Consider the following 16,834-nt stretch of genomic DNA (forward strand, 5'->3'; position numbering starts at 1 on the left):
ATAAATAGATGAGCAAAAAAACAACCAAGTTTTCGGCATCCGACTTCGGAAAAGAAAACGAAAAACCGCAAGAAAATACATTCTATTTTGGAGCGCAAAATTATAAGTGGATGCTTATTGGTATTGCTTTCATAGTAGTTGGTTTTCTTCTGATGATGGGAGCAGATGCAAATACCGTGGATGGTAAATTTGATCCCAATGTATGGAATGATGATATTTTCTCATTCCGCAGAATTAGATTGGCGCCACTTTTTATTGTGATTGGTTTTGCAATTGAAGTGTATGCAATCTTAAAAAGAAAATAAAGATTTATCAGCAAAATAATAAAACAAAAGATTTGAATATTCATTTGAATCTTTTGCTTTTTTGTATTCTCACATCCTATTAAAAAAATCACATGGATTTACTAAAGGCAATTATCATTGCTATCGTAGAAGGTCTTACCGAATATCTTCCAATTTCTTCCACAGCTCATATGGGCTTTACAGCCAATATTATGGGGCTTAAAGAAGACGAATTCTTAAAAATGTTCCAGGTTTCTATTCAGTTTGGAGCAATTTTATCGGTGGTTGTAGCGTATTGGAAGAAGTTTTTCGACTTTCAAAATATTAAGTTTTATTATAAACTTGCTTTTGCGGTAATTCCTGCATTGGTTTTGGGATATATTTTTGATGATATGATTGAAGCGGTTCTAGGAAATCAAATTGCAATTTCTTCCGTTTTAGTTTTGGGTGGAGTCGTGCTTTTGTTTGCAGACCAATGGTTTAAAAATCCTAAAATTGATGATGAAAAAGGAATTTCCATTAAAAAAGCAGTTGCTATTGGTTTTTGGCAATGTCTTGCGATGATGCCGGGAACGAGTAGAAGTGCTGCATCTATTATTGGTGGGATGACGCAAGGTTTAACCAGAAAAGCTGCTGCAGAATTTTCGTTTTTCTTGGCAGTTCCTACCATGTTGGCGGTGACTGTATATTCAGTTTTTGTAAAAACTTGGGGAAAAGAAACTGCAACTCCAATGAAAGGTTATGAAATGATTCTTTCTTCTCAAGAACATATTTTAGTCTTCGTAGTTGGGAATGTAGTGGCATTTATCACGGCATTAATTGCAATCAAAGCTTTTATTGGTGTTTTAAATAAATATGGTTTCAAACCTTGGGGTTGGTATCGTATTTTTGTCGGAATTGCTTTGCTGATTTACTTTTATTTTTTCAAATAATCATTTATCATTACCAATTACTCATTACTTATATTTTCTTGGGCAGCTATTTCCGTCTGTAATTTATGCTGAGCTTGTCGAAGTATTCCCGCTTTTTTGCCTCCGCTTTGCTGCGGCAAAAAGAGCTCCACTCAGGCCGGGCTGCAAAGTAGTATAAGTACAACTTGAAGTTTTTTAACCCGATTTAAGTTTATAGCATTACCAATTACTCATTACTCATCATCATGACTGACGAACAACTACAATCCGGACATATATTTTTACTAGATAAACCACTCGATTGGACTTCCTTTCAGGCGGTAAACAAAATGAAGTACAAACTCAAAAGAGAATTTGGGCTTCCAAAGAAATTTAAAATTGGGCACGCCGGAACTCTAGATCCACGAGCAACAGGTTTGCTTATTGTGTGTACAGGGAAATTCACCAAGAAAATCCCTGAAATTCAAGATGCGCCAAAGGAGTATTGGACAGAAATAAAAATCGGCGTTCAAACAGAATCTTACGACACTGAAAAGCCGGAAATTTTACCGCAAGATATTTCAGCCATCACCGAAGAAAAAGTACACCAAGCTTTAGAAAAATTTTTAGGAGAAATCGAACAGAAGCCACCTGTTTTTTCAGCGATAAAAATTGATGGTCAAAGAGCCTATGATTTGGCAAGAGCAGGTGAAGAAGTAGAAATGAAGTCTAGAAAAACAACCATTCATTATATAAAAGATGTAGAAATTAATCTTCCTTTGATAAGTTTTATGGTAGGTTGCTCAAAAGGTACTTATATCCGTAGTCTTGCACACGATATTGGGCAAGAATTGGGAGTAGGAGCGTATCTTACACAGTTACGCAGAACAAAAATCGGGGAGTATAATGTAGAAGATGCTACTTCAGATTATTTAGATAACGAATACAGATTCGAAAATTTATAATGAAAAAAATATTTATTTTTTGCTTTTTAGCAATGTCTTGTGTTGCTTTTTCGCAGGTAAATCCAGATGAGAAACCAATCATGGGTTTTTATTTTAATCCTTCTATTAATGCAGGTTTTAACTTGAAAAAAGAACAAGAAGTTATTAATAACACGCAGTACATAGAACCACAGCCTTTGCGCAGATTTACTTATGGAATTACTGCGGTGGGAGGATATAATTTTCTTCCTAACTTTGCACTTGGAACGGGTTTGAAGTACAGTTACATAAAAGATAATTTTCATCTTGTGTATTGGGTTATTCAGCCAAAAATTATTTTCGGTCCCGGTGATGAGGCATTTTATATCGATTTGAATTATGGTAAGCAAATTAATAATTCAGCCGTTTCAAATTCAGAGTTTTGGGGCGCTAGATTTGGACTTCAAATTTCTTATTCAAAAAGATTGAGCCAAGAAGGAGGGATTTTTTTTGAAGGATATAAATTTGGAGGGATTAATCCGTTTTTTGTAGGGTTAAGTTACGGAATCACCGTTTTCAGCAATAAAAATTACACCATAGAAGGAATCGACTAATGGAAAAGACGCGCATCAATAAATATCTTTCTGAAGTTGGCTACTGCTCAAGAAGAGCGGCAGACAAATTATTAGAAGAAGGAAGAATCACTATTAATGGAGTAATTCCTGAATTAGGTACTAAAGTTTCAGATGAAGATTTGGTGGAAGTTGACGGAAAACCGATCCGTGAGCCACAGGAAAGCCATGTTTATATCGTTTTTAACAAGCCAATTGGTATTGTTTGTACCACAGATTCTCACAGAGAAAAGAATAATATCATTGATTTTATCAATCATCCCAAAAGAATTTTTCCTGTAGGAAGACTTGATAAGCCAAGTGAAGGGTTAATTATCCTAACCAGCGACGGAGATATCGTAAATAAGATTCTAAGGTCTAAAAATAATCACGAAAAAGAATACATAGTACGTGTCGATAAGCCCATTAATCCTAGGTTTTTAGAGAAAATGAGAAATGGTGTTCCTATTCTTGATACGGTTACAAAGAAGTGTGAAGTAGAAAAAATAGACGATATGCATTTCCGAATTGTTCTTACTCAAGGTTTAAATAGACAGATTAGAAGAATGTGTGAATATTTAGGTTATGAAGTGAAAAAATTAAAACGTATTCGAATTATGAATTTGAAACTTGATATTCCTGTCGGAAAATGGAGAGATATCACAAAAGAAGAATTAGAAATTTTGAACACTTCACTTGAAGCTTCTATAAAAACTGAATAGCTTTAAATTTTAAATTTAAAGCTATTTTTTTTGTTTAATTATTTAGTTTTTAAATCGTTTTTGATTTATATTTTCTATAATATTTTATCATTTGTCTAAATAAAATATATTTGTAAGCGCAAGTTGGTTGAAAATATTAACAAACGCAAACACAAATATTTTAGACATGAAAAAAAGATTATCGTGTTGGATGATGGGTTGTTTTCTAACGGCCTCCATTCAAACTTACTCTCAAATTGGGATAGGCACCACTTCTGTTGAGAGTAACTTACTTCTGAAAGTAAATTCTACAAACAAAGGGATTTTAATTCCCAATCTTACCATTCCTAATGCAAACTCGCCAATTCCTGTTACCAATCCTGCGGTAGGTCTAGTGGCGTATAATAATTATTCTGGTAAAAAAGGCTTTAATTATTGGGATGGAAGCAAGTGGAGTGAGTTGGTAGATTCTAAAAATGTATCTTCTTTATTAGGTATTACTCAAACGTATAGAGTTTCTAATACTTCGGTTGTAGATATTAATACCATTCAAGGTGCGCTCAATTATGCTGAGAATTCTCTTCCAGGTACAGTTTGGACTACCGTTCCGGGAATGTCAAAAGATATTACCATTACGCAAGCAAATAATACCGTATTTGTGATTAATGAGGGGATGGTACAGGCAAATAATAATAACGTAGATCTTTCAAAGACATATACTTACGCAATAGGTGTTTTTTTAGATGGTGTCTTGGTAAGTGTAAGAAATTATTCTGTGAGATACGCGAGAAGTAATCAATACGATTTTTTCTCAATCAATACACTTTTTAAAAATCTTTCTGTGGGAACGCATTCTATTAAAACCTATGTTTCTATGCGCGCGAATGATTATTCTTCGTCCACACAGTGGCGCTTTGGTGGCTCTTTGGCGAGTACAACCAATACAGATATGACCAAGATGCATATGTTTTTAAAAGTTACTGAAAAATCTTAGCACCATTCGTTTTATGAAAAAAATTGTAATGACTTTTGCACTTCTCATCGCAGGATGTATGTTTGGGCAGAATTCTAATGTGGGAATAGGTACAGCAACACCAGATAATTCGGCTTTATTAGACCTTGTTTCTACCAATAAGGCAGTGATGATTCCAAAGGTTTCTCTTAATGAAAATAATATTTCAGATTATAGTTTTCTAAATAGTGCACCCGCTGTTTCTCTATTGGTTTATAATACCAATGCAAATTTTCCGGGAGGTGTTGGAATGTGTTATTGGGATGGTACTTCGTGGACGCATTATTTTAATGATTCTAATATTAATCTTTTGTTGGGGATGACTAAATATTATTCTCGCATTTATCCTTCAGGAGTTGCCACCAATGTGAATAATGCAGATACAGGAAGTTTAGCTCCTTTTGTATTGGGAGCCTCGCTTGCCTCGCCTTGGTTGCAGATTCCAGAAAGTACACCATTTACGATTACCGTTGATAGATCGGTAAATAGTGTATTAATTACCTTCACAGGTATGGTGCAGCAGAATAATACAGGATCAACCTCAGAAAATAGAAATTTTGCTCTCGGGATTTTTATCGATAATGAATTGGTAATGGTAAAAGCAGCAACCTTGGTTACGGATACTACATGTTCTTTTCAAGAATTTACCATTACTGGGTTTAAAGAAAATTTATCAGTAGGCAATCATACTATTCAACTTGCTGTAATGAATAGATCAGGAAGTACTCCAACAATGATGAATTATGGGCAGAAATCAGCTTCGTGTACAACAATTTCTAATGATGAAGCAGCAATAAGTGCAATTGTTTTACTCAGTCAACCTCTTCAATACTAAAACACATACAACGCAAATATGAAAGTTTTAATTTATGCAATCATTTTTATGCCTACCTTATTTTTATCGCAGGTGGTAATAAGTGATAAAGTGGCAACGCCAGTTGTGGATAATAGTGCGATTTTAAAATTAGATTCAAACGACAAAGGTTTACTGTATCCAAGAGTTGCTTTGGCTTCTAATACAGATATTCTTACCGTTCCAAGTCCTCAAAACGGATATATAGTTTTTAATACCAATACAAGTGCTACTTTGCCACAGTCTCTGGTTAATTTTGAATCTGGAAAATGGCTTGCAACACTCAATAAAGAACAGGTAGCTGCAAAACTTGATATAATAACCATTGCGAGCGCAGTCTCTCCGGGAAATATTATAATTACAGGATATTCTCCTGGTGCTATTACTTTGGGTACGGGAACCACAGGTTGGACTTCTTTGGGAATTAATGAATCAAGAACATTTACAAGAGTAAACAATTCTTTTGCCTTCACTGTGGAAGGAATGACTCAAATTGATAAAACAACCAATGAGTTTTATGAATATGCAATAGGAATTTTTGTTGATGATAAACTTGTGGTGACAAGAAAATATCATAAAACTGCAGAAAATTTTACTTGCTCTTGGCACAAATTTATACTTAATGGCTTAGTAAATAATTTATCATTAGGGAGCCATACCATAAAAGTAATGGCGAAAAACATTTCTTCAACCTCAAACACATCCACGCAAAGTATATATTATGGAGGTGTTGCACACAATAGTAGCTCAGGAAATCCTTTGTGTGATAATATGAGCAATTTCATGTCTAAAATCATTCTCAACACCACAATTGTGGAATCTTTGAATTGATTTTTATTTTTCTTTTTTTTGGACAGAGCCATGCAAATGGTTCTGTTTTTTTTGTCTAAAAATTCAACCATTTTATAGATGTTAAATTGTATATAAAAATTTAATTTTTTTTTGTATTTTTGCAGTCACTTTTTGTGGACAGGTCTGAAAGAGTAAAATATTAATAATTAATTACTTCCGTATTTTTTAAAACCGCATTTATTTAGACCATTAAAAAAGAAGGAATACAAATTTTTTAGAAAATGTCAAAAGAGACAAATTCAGCAGAGGTTTTATTAAACCAAAACGTAGCACCAGAACAATTTGATTGGGATTCTTTCGAATCAGGTCTTGATGCAGATGCGAGAAAAGAAAAAAGCGATTTAGAAGAAATCTACAACGGATCTTTAAACAACCTAGACGATAACGACGTTTTAGTTGGTAAAGTTGTAAGATTAACTGATAAAGAAGCTATCGTAGACATCAACTTCAAATCTGAAGGTGTAATTTCTCTAAACGAATTCCGTTACAACCAAGGTCTTAAAGTAGGAGACGAAGTTGAAGTAATGGTAGACAGAAGAGAAGACAAAACAGGACAATTACAATTATCTCACAAAAAAGCTAGAACTCTTAAAGCTTGGGATAAAGTAAACGAACTTCACGAAACAGGTGAAATCGTAAACGGTTTTGTGAAATCTAGAACTAAAGGTGGTATGATCGTAGACGTACACGGTATCGAAGCATTCTTACCTGGTTCTCAAATTGACGTTAAGCCAATTAAAGATTACGATCAATTCGTAGGTAAAACTATGGAGTTCAAAGTTGTGAAAATCAACCCTGAGTTCAAAAACGTAGTGGTATCTCACAAAGCATTGATCGAAGCAGATATCGAAGGTCAGAAAAAAGAAATCATCGCTCAATTAGAGAAAGGACAAGTTCTTGAAGGTACAGTTAAGAATATTACTTCTTACGGTGTATTCATCGACTTAGGAGGTGTTGATGGATTAATCCACATCACAGATCTTTCTTGGTCTAGAGTAAACCACCCATCTGAAATCCTTGAGGACGGACAAACTGTAAAAGTTGTAATCCTTGATTTTGATGATGAGAAAACTAGAATCCAATTGGGTATGAAGCAATTAGAAGCTCATCCTTGGGATGCTCTTTCTGCTGACTTGAAAGTTGGAGACAAAGTAAAAGGAAAAGTAGTTGTTCTTGCTGACTATGGTGCATTCGTAGAAATTGCTCCAGGTGTAGAAGGATTGATCCACGTTTCTGAAATGTCTTGGTCTACTCACTTGAGATCTGCAGGTGACTTTGTAAAAGTAGGTGACGAAGTGGAAGCTGAAGTACTTACTTTAGACAGAGAAGACAGAAAAATCTCTTTAGGTATGAAACAATTATCTAAAGATCCATGGGAAAATATCGAAGCTAAGTATCCAGTAGGTTCTCAACACGTTGGAACTGTAAGAAACTTTACAAACTTCGGTGTATTCGTAGAATTGGAAGAAGGTATCGATGGTCTTATCTATATCTCTGATCTTTCTTGGACTAAGAAAATCAAGCATCCATCTGAATTCTGTGCAGTTGGTGATAAATTAGATGTTGTAGTTCTAGAACTAGACATCCAAGCTAGAAGATTGTCTCTAGGTCACAAACAATTAACAGAAAATCCATGGGATAAATTCGAAACTAAATATGCTGAAGGAACTGTTCACACAGGTTCTGCAGTAGAAGTTCACGATAAAGGAGCTTCTGTACAGTTCGAAGATGCTGAAGTTGAAGCATTCTGCCCATCAAGATTATTAGAGAAGGAAGACGGATCTAAAATCAAGAAAGGTGAAACTGCTGAGTTCAAAGTAATCGAATTCAACAAAGAATTCAAGAGAGTAGTAGTATCTCACACAGGTATCTTCAGAGACGAAGAGAAAAAGAATGTAAGAGAAAACTCATCTAGAAATGTTGTTTCTTCTTCAAACAACGAAGAAAGATCAACTCTTGGAGATATCGATGCATTAGCAGAATTGAAAAAGAAAATGGAAGGAGGTAAATAATCTCAGCCCAATTTTCCAATTATAAAGCCACTCTTCGGAGTGGTTTTTTTTGTTTTGTAGAACCTTGTTAATTAATACAAAATTAAAAAAGATTTCTATTATTAATGAGTTAATAAAAAGCGTGTTAAGAAAGATGTTAATTTTAAATTAAAAGTGATTATTAATTGATAATTATTTGTAAATTTGGCGCTTTAATAATCGATATGAAAAAGCTAACTCTACCTCTTTTATTTGCTGTAACTTTATCCTTCAGCGCAATATCAAATGCGTATGGACAGGACTATAAGCAGCTCTTAGGTAATTATATTTCACAGAATACGATTCGTGAGTATAAAAAAGCAGATCTTACAGATCTAGCAGTGGATGTTGTGGATCATTCAGAGTCTATGAATGGTGATGTTGTTAAATTTCAGCAATTATACAAAGGTTTACCAATTATTAATGCAGTTGGTTCAGCTTTAGTGAGAGATGGAAAGGTTATGTTTTTTAATGATACTTTTATTAAAAACTATAATTTATCAACCTCAAATACTCCATCACTTACCCCACAAGCAGCTCTTAATGTAGTATCTGCTAATTTAGGTAATGAAGAGGTTAAAAACTTTACTATTCTAAAGCCATTAGACAAAGATTTAGATAATAGCAAATTTGTAAAGCAAAATCTACTGTACATTAACCATGAAGATAATTTAAAATTAGGCTATCAAGTAACAGTTCAAGATCCAAAATCTGCAAGCCTTTGGAACTTTATTGTTGATGCTAATAACGGAGCTGTTTTATCTAAACAAGATCTAAATCTTTCATGTACATTTCTTCCGGGAGCATATAGTCATGATCACTCAGCTGAAGAGAAGTTTGTTGGACCTTTGTTGGGTACATCTACCGAAAGTTCTTTTAATCTCTTAGTTCCGGATCCTGCATCGTATAATATTTTTCCTTTCCCTGTAGAGGCTCCAACATTTGGTTCTAGAGCGTTGGTTTCAAATCCTTGGATTGTAGCTTCTTCGCCGGAAGGTTGGCATTATGACGGTACAACACATTATACAATAACAAGAGGAAATAATGTTCATGCATATTTGGATTTGATGAATACAAATACTGTAGGGGCATCGCCTGATGGTGGCGCTTCTCGAAATTTTAATTTTCCTTTTAATATAAATGCAGCACCTGCTACTCAACAAGATGCGGCCACGACCAATTTGTTTTACGTAAATAATAAAGTACATGATGTTTTTTATAAATTTGGATTTACAGAGGTATCAAGAAACTTTCAGCAAACAAATTTTAATTTAGGTGGAGTTGGAAACGATTATGTAAATGCTGAATCACAAGATGGTTCACAAATTCCTGCTCCAAATACTAATTTGAATAACGCTAATTTCTCTACTCCTGCTGATGGGTCAAAGCCTAGGATGCAAATGTATTTGTGGTCTACCTCAAATAGAATATTTTTCTATAATGCACCAACTGCCGCAGTTCCAAGACAGCCAATTGCGGGTGTAAATACTACTTTTGGCCCTACTCTTACAGCTACTGGAGTTACAGGGAATGTACAATTATCTAGTGTACTTGATGGCTGTACAACAATTCCTGCCGGATCACTCACGAATAAAATTGGTATTGTAGAAAGAGGTACGTGTAATTTTACGGTAAAAGTAAAGAATGCACAATTAGCCGGAGCAACAGCTGTTATTATTTATAATAATGCTACAAACGGAGACACAGTTGGTAATATGTCTGGAACAGATGCTACAATTACCATTCCAGCTGTTTTAATAGGGAATACTGAAGGGGAATATATAAAAGGATTAATGACAGCAGGTACAACAGTAAATGTAACTCTTAAAAATGATCCTGCTTTAGCTGTCACTCCAGATGGAAGTTTCGATAATGGTGTTGTAATACACGAATATGGTCACGGTATTTCTAACCGATTAACAGGAAATGGATATACTTGTCTTCAGTCTGCAACTACAAAAGAACAGATGGGAGAAGGCTGGTCAGATTTCTTTGCTTTAATGCTTACTAATCAACCAGGCGCTACTGCTTCTGTTCCAAGAGGAATGGCAACATATGTAAATGGTGAAGGAAGTACTGGCGGAGGTATTCGTCCAGCAAAATATTCACCAAATTTTGCTGTTAATGGTTTTACTTACGGTAGTACCAATGGAATGGAATATACTAATGCAAATGGATTTGTAGTGCCGGATGTACACTCAATCGGTTTTGTATGGGCTACGATGTTGTGGGATCTTCACTGGAAATATGTTGAAAAATATGGATACGCTTCTGACGTTACTTCAAGTACAACCACTGGTAGTGCAAGGGTTCTTAAACTAGTGACCGATGCTCTTAAGTTGCAAGTTTGTAATCCAAACTTTATTAATGGTAGAACTGCTATTTTACAAGCAGAAATGGCTACGACTAATGGTGAAGACAAATGTATGATTTGGAGAGTATTCGCTGCCAGAGGGCTTGGGATTTATGCAAATGGAGGTAGTAATACAGATATTAATGATCAGTTTGAAGATTTCACAGTTCCTACTGAATGTGTATTGTCTACCGATGAAGTGAAAGATGTAAAATCTAATACGATTTCTATCTATCCAAATCCTGCTAAAAATGAATTTTACATCAATTTCCCTAAGAATACTATGGGTAAAGTAAATGTTGAGATTTTTGATATGAGCGGAAAATTGGTAGCTTCTGAATACAAGGTATCTGCTGACGAGAAAAAAGCTATTAATACGACTAATTTAATTAACGGAACTTATATCGTTAAAGTAAAAGGATTAGGAATTGACACTTCTTCAAAACTATTGATTAAGAAATAAAATACCTTAAAAATAATTTTTAAAGGATCGGCATTGCTGATCCTTTTTTATTTCTAGTTTTTTCTTTTTAGTATGTTTTTTGTAATTATGGTAAATAAAATATAGATTATGCTGAATTTTAGAAAAGCTATCTTATATAGTTATTTTACAATGTTGCCTATGGTTACTTTTAGCCAAATTAAACCTTTAGATGCCACACTTTCCAATTATCAATATCCTTTTGAAGTTCATTATTTAGAGCTTCAATCTCAGAAACAAAATTTGAAAATGGCATATATGGATGTGAAGCCTCAAAAAGCAAACGGGAAAACAATAATGCTACTTCATGGCAAGAATTTTAATGGTGCGTATTGGGAAAAAACAGCAAAAGATCTTTTAAGCAAAGGATTTCGTGTTATAATTCCTGATCAAATTGGGTTTGGGAAATCTTCTAAGCCTGAATCTTATCAATTTTCTTTTTCCCAATTAGCAGATAATACTAAAGCAATTTTAGATGAATTAAAAATCGAAAAAGCAATTGTTCTAGGTCATTCAATGGGAGGGATGGTTGCGACAAGATTTACTTTGCTTTATCCTGAAAAAGTAGAAAAACTGATTCTCGAAAATCCGATTGGCTTGGAAGATTACAAAACATTTGCTTCGTATCAAACTTTAGATAAAGCGTATGCTGCAGAGCTAAAAAATACTGCTGAAACTTATAAAAATTATCAACTTAAATTCTATTACGATAATAAATGGAAAGAAGAATATCAACCGTGGCTTGATTTAATTGCAGGTTGGACAATCCATCCAGATTATCCCAAAGTAGCTTGGAATGCGGCTTTAACTTCGGATATGATTTACAATCAGCCAGTCTGCTACGAGTTTAAAAACATAAAAGTCCCCACTTTATTAATTATAGGAAACAGAGACAGAACCGCAATAGGAAAAGACAGAGCGCCGAAAGAATTACAGCCTAAAATGGGGCAATATCAAGAATTAGGAAAGAAAACACAACAGCAAATTGCCGGTTCTAAATTAGTTGAAATTGAAAACGTAGGTCATCTTCCTCATATCGAAGTGTACGATAAATTTTGGAATGCTCTATATGATTTTATAAAGTAAGGAAATTGGAAGACAGTCGAGGAAAGTTTTAAGTTAACGTCCTGAAATATAATTTGTACCTGAAATTCCTCTCCTGTGGAGGCGTGGATTAATTTTCGAAGAAAATTAATACGGGGTGGTTTTAGAAAAAAACTTTCAAAACCCAAAAATAAAAAGAGGCTTTCAAAACTGAAAGCCTCTTTTCGTATGTGTTGTTGTCTGAATTACTTCTTTTTGTAAGCAGCGTCTTTAATTCTCGCTTTCTTACCTCTAAGATCTCTGAAGTAGTAGATTCTAGATCTTCTAACTCTACCTCTTCTGTCAACTTCAATTTTTTGTAAAGCTGGCATGTTGATAGGGAAAACTCTTTCTACACCTACATCACCAGACATTTTTCTGATGGTGAAAGTTTTAGTAGCACCAGTTCCTCTCAATTGAATAACTGTACCTTTGAAGAACTGAGTTCTAGTTTTTTGACCTTCTTTAATCTCGTAATACACAGTGATTGTGTCTCCCGCTTTGAATTCAGGGAATTCTTTTTTTGTAATGTACTGGTCTTGTACGTACTTTAATAAATCCATTATTAATAAATAAAAAGTTTAAGCTAAGCAACTTACACGACTATCGCTAGAGGTTGAATAACAGGTTGCAAAAATAAAACAAATATTCATAATAACAAATACTTTACAGAAAATATTTTAGAAAAATCACATTTCATAAAAACCTCATTATCCATAACTTATAATCCATCATTCATCATTCATCATTCATCATTCATGGAATGATTACACATCACCTATTACTTATTACCCATAAATTCGGGCGTGTCCTTCATTCGGTCATTACGCGCTCGCTTCGCTCGCGCTCCATTTCCTCATTCAGGTCGGGCTGTACGCTGTATCTTTTTTTGGTTGCCAAAGCTTTCCCTCCACAACCAAAAAAAGGATGCCGCTTCCATCCCTCACGCGAAAGAAATGTGTTTTTTTCACTTTTCAATTTTTAAGAAAATCAATAAATTTTTTGATTAATTCCAAACTAACATTCTTCGACTTCATCGACCAAAAGTTTTCTTAGCTGAGTGAAACGCCTTTGCGACCGAAAAATATGCAGAAAAATTTCAAAAAAAATCTTTGCGCTGGCTACTGAGTTTGTCGAAGTATGCGTTAAAAACAAAAATTTTGAGTTTCAAATAAAAATACTAATTTAATACCTTCAAATTTAATTCAGAAAAATGATCGATAAAAGAGTAAAAAATGCTCAGGAAGCCATTGCAGGAATCGAAGACGGGATGACATTAATGTTAGGCGGTTTTGGGTTGTGTGGTATTCCAGAAAATTCAATTAACGCATTGGTAGAGAGTGATGTAAAAGACCTTACTTGCATTTCGAATAACGCAGGAGTAGACGATTTTGGTTTAGGACTGTTGCTTCACAAAAGACAAATCAAGAAAATGATTTCGTCGTATGTGGGAGAAAATGCGGAGTTCGAAAGACAAATGCTTTCTGGCGAATTGGAAGTAGAGCTTACTCCACAAGGAACTTTAGCTGAAAAATGTAGAGCAGCACAAGCGGGAATTCCGGCATTTTACACACCTGCAGGTTTCGGAACTGAAGTAGCCGAAGGTAAAGAAGTAAAAGATTTCAAAGGAAAACCGCATATTTTGGAACACGCTTTCGAGGCAGATTATTCTATCGTAAAAGCTTGGAAAGGCGATCATGCAGGGAACTTAATTTTCAAAGGTTCGGCAAGAAATTTTAATCATCCAATGGCGGGAGCTGGGAAAATTACCATCGCAGAAGTAGAAGAATTGGTAGAACCGGGGCAATTAGACCCCAACGAAATTCATATTCCAGGAATTATGATTCAAAGAATTTTCCAAGGCGAGAATTACGAAAAGAGAATCGAACAGAGAACTGTAAGAAAAAGAAACTAAATTTCTTTTTAACCATAAAAAACTACCCTGAAATCAATTTTCAGGGTAGTTTTGTTTTACATACTTCTAAGTGAGCTGTCATTCCGACAAAGGAGGAATTTCAGTTTTCAATTAAGAAAAGTTGTTTCTGTAATTAAAAAAGTGTTGATTCACTAAAAAACTAAATATCTTTTGAATCTTTTGTATTTAAGGGCAATTCCGTAGGTTTTCTTTCCCCAATTTGTTGTCTCCACATGGCGTAATACAAGCCTTTTTCTTCAATAAGGTCTAGGTGAGAACCGGTTTCAACGATTTGCCCGCGTTCCAAAACAAAAATTCGGTCTGCGTGCATAATCGTACTCAAACGGTGAGCGATAAGAACGGTAATTTGCTCTTTTTCTTTCGAAATTTCTTTTATGGTTGTCGTAATTTCTTCTTCCGTAATACTGTCTAAAGCGGAAGTTGCTTCATCAAAAATCAATAAATGAGGTTTTCTAAGCAAAGCTCTTGCGATAGCGATTCTTTGTTTTTCACCGCCGCTTAGTTTTAGTCCGCCTTCACCAATAACGGTTTCGATACCTTTTTCGGCACGTTCTAAAAGTGCAGTGCAGCTTGATTTTTTTAAGGCCAATTGTAAATCTTCTTCGGTTGCTTTAGGATTTACAAAAAGCAAATTTTCACGAATAGTTCCTGCAAAAAGTTGTGTGTCTTGTGTTACAAATCCAATTTGGTTTCTCAATTCATCAAAATCGAATTCTTTTCCGTTGATATTATTGTATAAAATAGAACCTTCTTTCGGTCGATACAAACCTACAAGCAATTTTACCAAGGTACTTTTCCCTGAACCACTTGGTCCGACAAAGGCGATGGTTTCTCCGTTTTTTACATTAAATGAAATTGAATTTAAAGCTTTGTAATGCGCTGTTTGATGTTGGAAAGATACTTCTTGGAATTCAAGTTCTTCAATTGCGCCAATTTTCTTAGGCTTTTCAGGTTTGGGCTCTACTTCTTTTTTCATCACCCTATCAAAATTATTGAGTGAGGCTTGAGCTTCGCGATAAGAAATTATGATGTTTCCAATTTCTTGCATCGGCCCGAAAATAAAGAAACCGTAAAACATGAGTGAAAGATATTGTCCTGGTGTTACGATATTTTTAAAAATTAGCAAAAGCAATGTAAAAGTAATGGTTTGTTGCAGGAAATTCACCAAAGTTCCCTGTACGAAGCTTAAAGAGCGAATACTTTTTACTTTTCTTAATTCTAAATTGAGGATTTTATACGTGTTGTTGTTGAGACGCTCAACTTCTTGATTGGTAAGTCCTAAACTTTTTACAATTTCAATATTTCTAAGACTTTCGGTAGTACTTCCTGCTAAATTGGTGGTTTCTGAAACAATATTTTTCTGTATGGTTTTTATTCTTTTACTTAATAGGTTAGTTACCACTGCAATTAGAATAATTCCTACAACATAAACGGGCATTATAGACCAATGCAAACGGATGGCGTAAACTGAAACAAAAATAATACTCACCAAAATCCCGAAAAAGACATTGATAAAATTATTGATAAATTTTACAGAATCTTCTCTTACTTTGGTTAAAATAGAAAGCGTTTCGCCACTTCTTTGGTCTTCAAATTCTTGAAAAGGAAGTCTCATGGAGTGTTTTAAACCATCGGTGAAAATTTTAGCCCCAAATTTCTGAATAATCACATTCACGACATAATCCTGAAAAGCTTTGGCAATTCTGCTCACCATTGCGGTTCCTACTAAAAGTCCTAAAAAATAGAAAACTCCGTGATAAATGCTGGTTCCATAGAGATATTCATCCATGTTTCTAGGAAGCATTTTTTCTTTATCAAAAAAATTGGGGTGTGTAACGAGTTTGTCTAATATATTTCCTGTTATTGCAGGGGCAAAGAGAGAAAAAACCTGATTAATAGATGCTAAAAGTAGCGAGGCTATAATGAGCCATTTATATGGTTTTAAATATTTTAAAAGTATTTTCATTATTGTAATTAAAAAGCTTACAAATTTACAACATTTTGTAACGCGAAATAGAGTGTAGCATAAGAAGGAAAAAATATTTCATAGTTCTGAAAAAATGGTTAATTTGGCAGGATAAGATTATGCTATGCTAACGAAAGAACAAATCGCACAAAGAATTGCAAGAGAAGTAAAAGACGGATATTATGTAAATTTAGGAATAGGCATTCCAACATTGGTTGCCAATTATGTTCCGGAGAATCTTTCTGTAGAATTTCAAAGTGAAAACGGAGTTTTAGGAATGGGGCCTTTTCCTTTTGAGGGAGAGGAAGATGCAGATATTATTAATGCAGGAAAACAGACGATAACTATTTTAGATGGAGGTTCATTTTTCGATTCAGCATTTAGTTTTGGGATGATTCGTTCGCAGAAAGTAGACCTTACAATTTTAGGAGCCATGGAAGTTGCCGAAAACGGTGACATCGCCAACTGGAAAATTCCTGGAAAAATGGTAAAAGGAATGGGAGGAGCGATGGATTTGGTTGCTTCTGCAGAAAATATCATCGTTGCGATGATGCATGTAAACAAAGCAGGAGAAAGTAAAATTCTAAAAAAATGTACGCTTCCTTTAACTGGGGTAAACTGCGTTAAAAGGGTGGTTACTGAACTTGCTGTTTTGGATGTAACGCCTGAAGGTTTCAAACTTATTGAGAGAGCTCCGGGAGTTTCAGTGGAACATATTATTCAATCTACTGAAGCAAATTTGATTATTGAAGGTGAAATTCCGGAGATGGAATTTTAAAATAAATAGAAAAATACTCAGAAAGCCGAAAAGAAAACAATCTTTTCGGCTTTTTCATGCTCAATTCTAAAAGAATACTTC

Annotated in this window: 15 protein-coding genes; 13 read left to right on the forward strand and 2 right to left on the reverse strand. The window is 34.5% G+C overall.

Annotated elements, in window-relative coordinates; all coding sequences use genetic code 11:
- Positions 1–8 precede the first annotated feature (8 nt).
- The 11 genes from AC2A1D_RS15780 to AC2A1D_RS15830 all read left to right on the forward strand — a co-directional run bounded on the left by AC2A1D_RS15780 (position 9) and on the right by AC2A1D_RS15830 (position 12,076).
- A complete protein-coding gene (locus AC2A1D_RS15780; RefSeq protein WP_484044535.1) occupies positions 9–305 on the forward strand; it encodes a DUF3098 domain-containing protein in 297 nt (98 codons plus the stop codon).
- 92 nt (positions 306–397) lie between these two features.
- Positions 398–1,216 carry an undecaprenyl-diphosphate phosphatase gene (locus tag AC2A1D_RS15785; protein WP_484044536.1) on the forward strand — a complete coding sequence of 273 codons (819 nt, stop codon included), beginning with the start codon at positions 398–400 and terminating at the stop codon, positions 1,214–1,216.
- Between the two features lie 224 nt (positions 1,217–1,440).
- Positions 1,441–2,139, forward strand: coding sequence for a tRNA pseudouridine(55) synthase TruB (gene truB, locus AC2A1D_RS15790; RefSeq protein WP_484044537.1), 699 nt, complete (start codon positions 1,441–1,443; stop codon positions 2,137–2,139).
- Complete coding sequence (locus AC2A1D_RS15795; RefSeq protein ID WP_484044538.1) at positions 2,139–2,711, forward strand: hypothetical protein; 573 nt, start codon at positions 2,139–2,141, stop codon at positions 2,709–2,711. Before truB ends, AC2A1D_RS15795 begins: the two co-directional genes overlap by 1 nt.
- Complete coding sequence (gene rluF, locus AC2A1D_RS15800) at positions 2,711–3,430, forward strand: 23S rRNA pseudouridine(2604) synthase RluF (RefSeq protein WP_484044539.1); 720 nt, start codon at positions 2,711–2,713, stop codon at positions 3,428–3,430. Before AC2A1D_RS15795 ends, rluF begins: the two co-directional genes overlap by 1 nt.
- 166 nt (positions 3,431–3,596) lie before the next feature.
- Positions 3,597–4,403, forward strand: a complete 807-nt coding sequence (locus tag AC2A1D_RS15805; RefSeq protein WP_484044540.1) for a hypothetical protein — start codon at positions 3,597–3,599, stop codon at positions 4,401–4,403.
- A 13-nt stretch (positions 4,404–4,416) separates the two neighbouring features.
- Complete coding sequence (locus AC2A1D_RS15810) at positions 4,417–5,256, forward strand: hypothetical protein (RefSeq protein WP_484044541.1); 840 nt, start codon at positions 4,417–4,419, stop codon at positions 5,254–5,256.
- A gap of 18 nt (positions 5,257–5,274) precedes the next feature.
- A complete protein-coding gene (locus AC2A1D_RS15815; protein ID WP_484044542.1) occupies positions 5,275–6,105 on the forward strand; it encodes a hypothetical protein in 831 nt (276 codons plus the stop codon).
- 242 nt (positions 6,106–6,347) lie between these two features.
- The gene (gene rpsA / locus AC2A1D_RS15820) at positions 6,348–8,138 is read left to right on the forward strand and encodes a 30S ribosomal protein S1 (RefSeq protein WP_484044543.1); all 1,791 of its coding nucleotides are present in this window, start codon (positions 6,348–6,350) and stop codon (positions 8,136–8,138) included.
- A 203-nt stretch (positions 8,139–8,341) separates the two neighbouring features.
- Positions 8,342–10,972 carry a T9SS-dependent M36 family metallopeptidase gene (locus AC2A1D_RS15825; protein WP_484044544.1) on the forward strand — a complete coding sequence of 877 codons (2,631 nt, stop codon included), beginning with the start codon at positions 8,342–8,344 and terminating at the stop codon, positions 10,970–10,972.
- Between the two features lie 108 nt (positions 10,973–11,080).
- Entirely contained in the window at positions 11,081–12,076 is a 996-nt protein-coding gene (locus AC2A1D_RS15830; protein ID WP_484044545.1) for an alpha/beta fold hydrolase, read from the forward strand.
- 203 nt (positions 12,077–12,279) lie between these two features.
- Here the strand turns inward: AC2A1D_RS15830 and rplS are convergent, their stop codons facing one another.
- A complete protein-coding gene (rplS, locus tag AC2A1D_RS15835; RefSeq protein WP_484044546.1) occupies positions 12,280–12,636 on the reverse strand; it encodes a 50S ribosomal protein L19 in 357 nt (118 codons plus the stop codon).
- Between the two features lie 650 nt (positions 12,637–13,286).
- Between rplS and AC2A1D_RS15840 the strand changes: the two genes are divergently transcribed.
- Entirely contained in the window at positions 13,287–13,988 is a 702-nt protein-coding gene (locus tag AC2A1D_RS15840; protein ID WP_484044547.1) for a CoA transferase subunit A, read from the forward strand.
- 160 nt (positions 13,989–14,148) lie between these two features.
- Here the strand turns inward: AC2A1D_RS15840 and AC2A1D_RS15845 are convergent, their stop codons facing one another.
- Entirely contained in the window at positions 14,149–15,975 is a 1,827-nt protein-coding gene (locus tag AC2A1D_RS15845; protein ID WP_484044548.1) for an ABC transporter ATP-binding protein, read from the reverse strand.
- Positions 15,976–16,099: 124 nt separating this feature from the next.
- Here AC2A1D_RS15845 and AC2A1D_RS15850 point away from each other — a divergent pair, with 124 nt between their 5' ends.
- On the forward strand, positions 16,100–16,753 hold the full coding sequence (locus tag AC2A1D_RS15850; protein WP_484044549.1) for a CoA transferase subunit B: 654 nt from the start codon (positions 16,100–16,102) through the stop codon (positions 16,751–16,753).
- Positions 16,754–16,834: the final 81 nt, after the last annotated feature.

The sequence above is a fragment of the Chryseobacterium sp. HNCC26DJ239 genome, assembly GCF_057180445.1.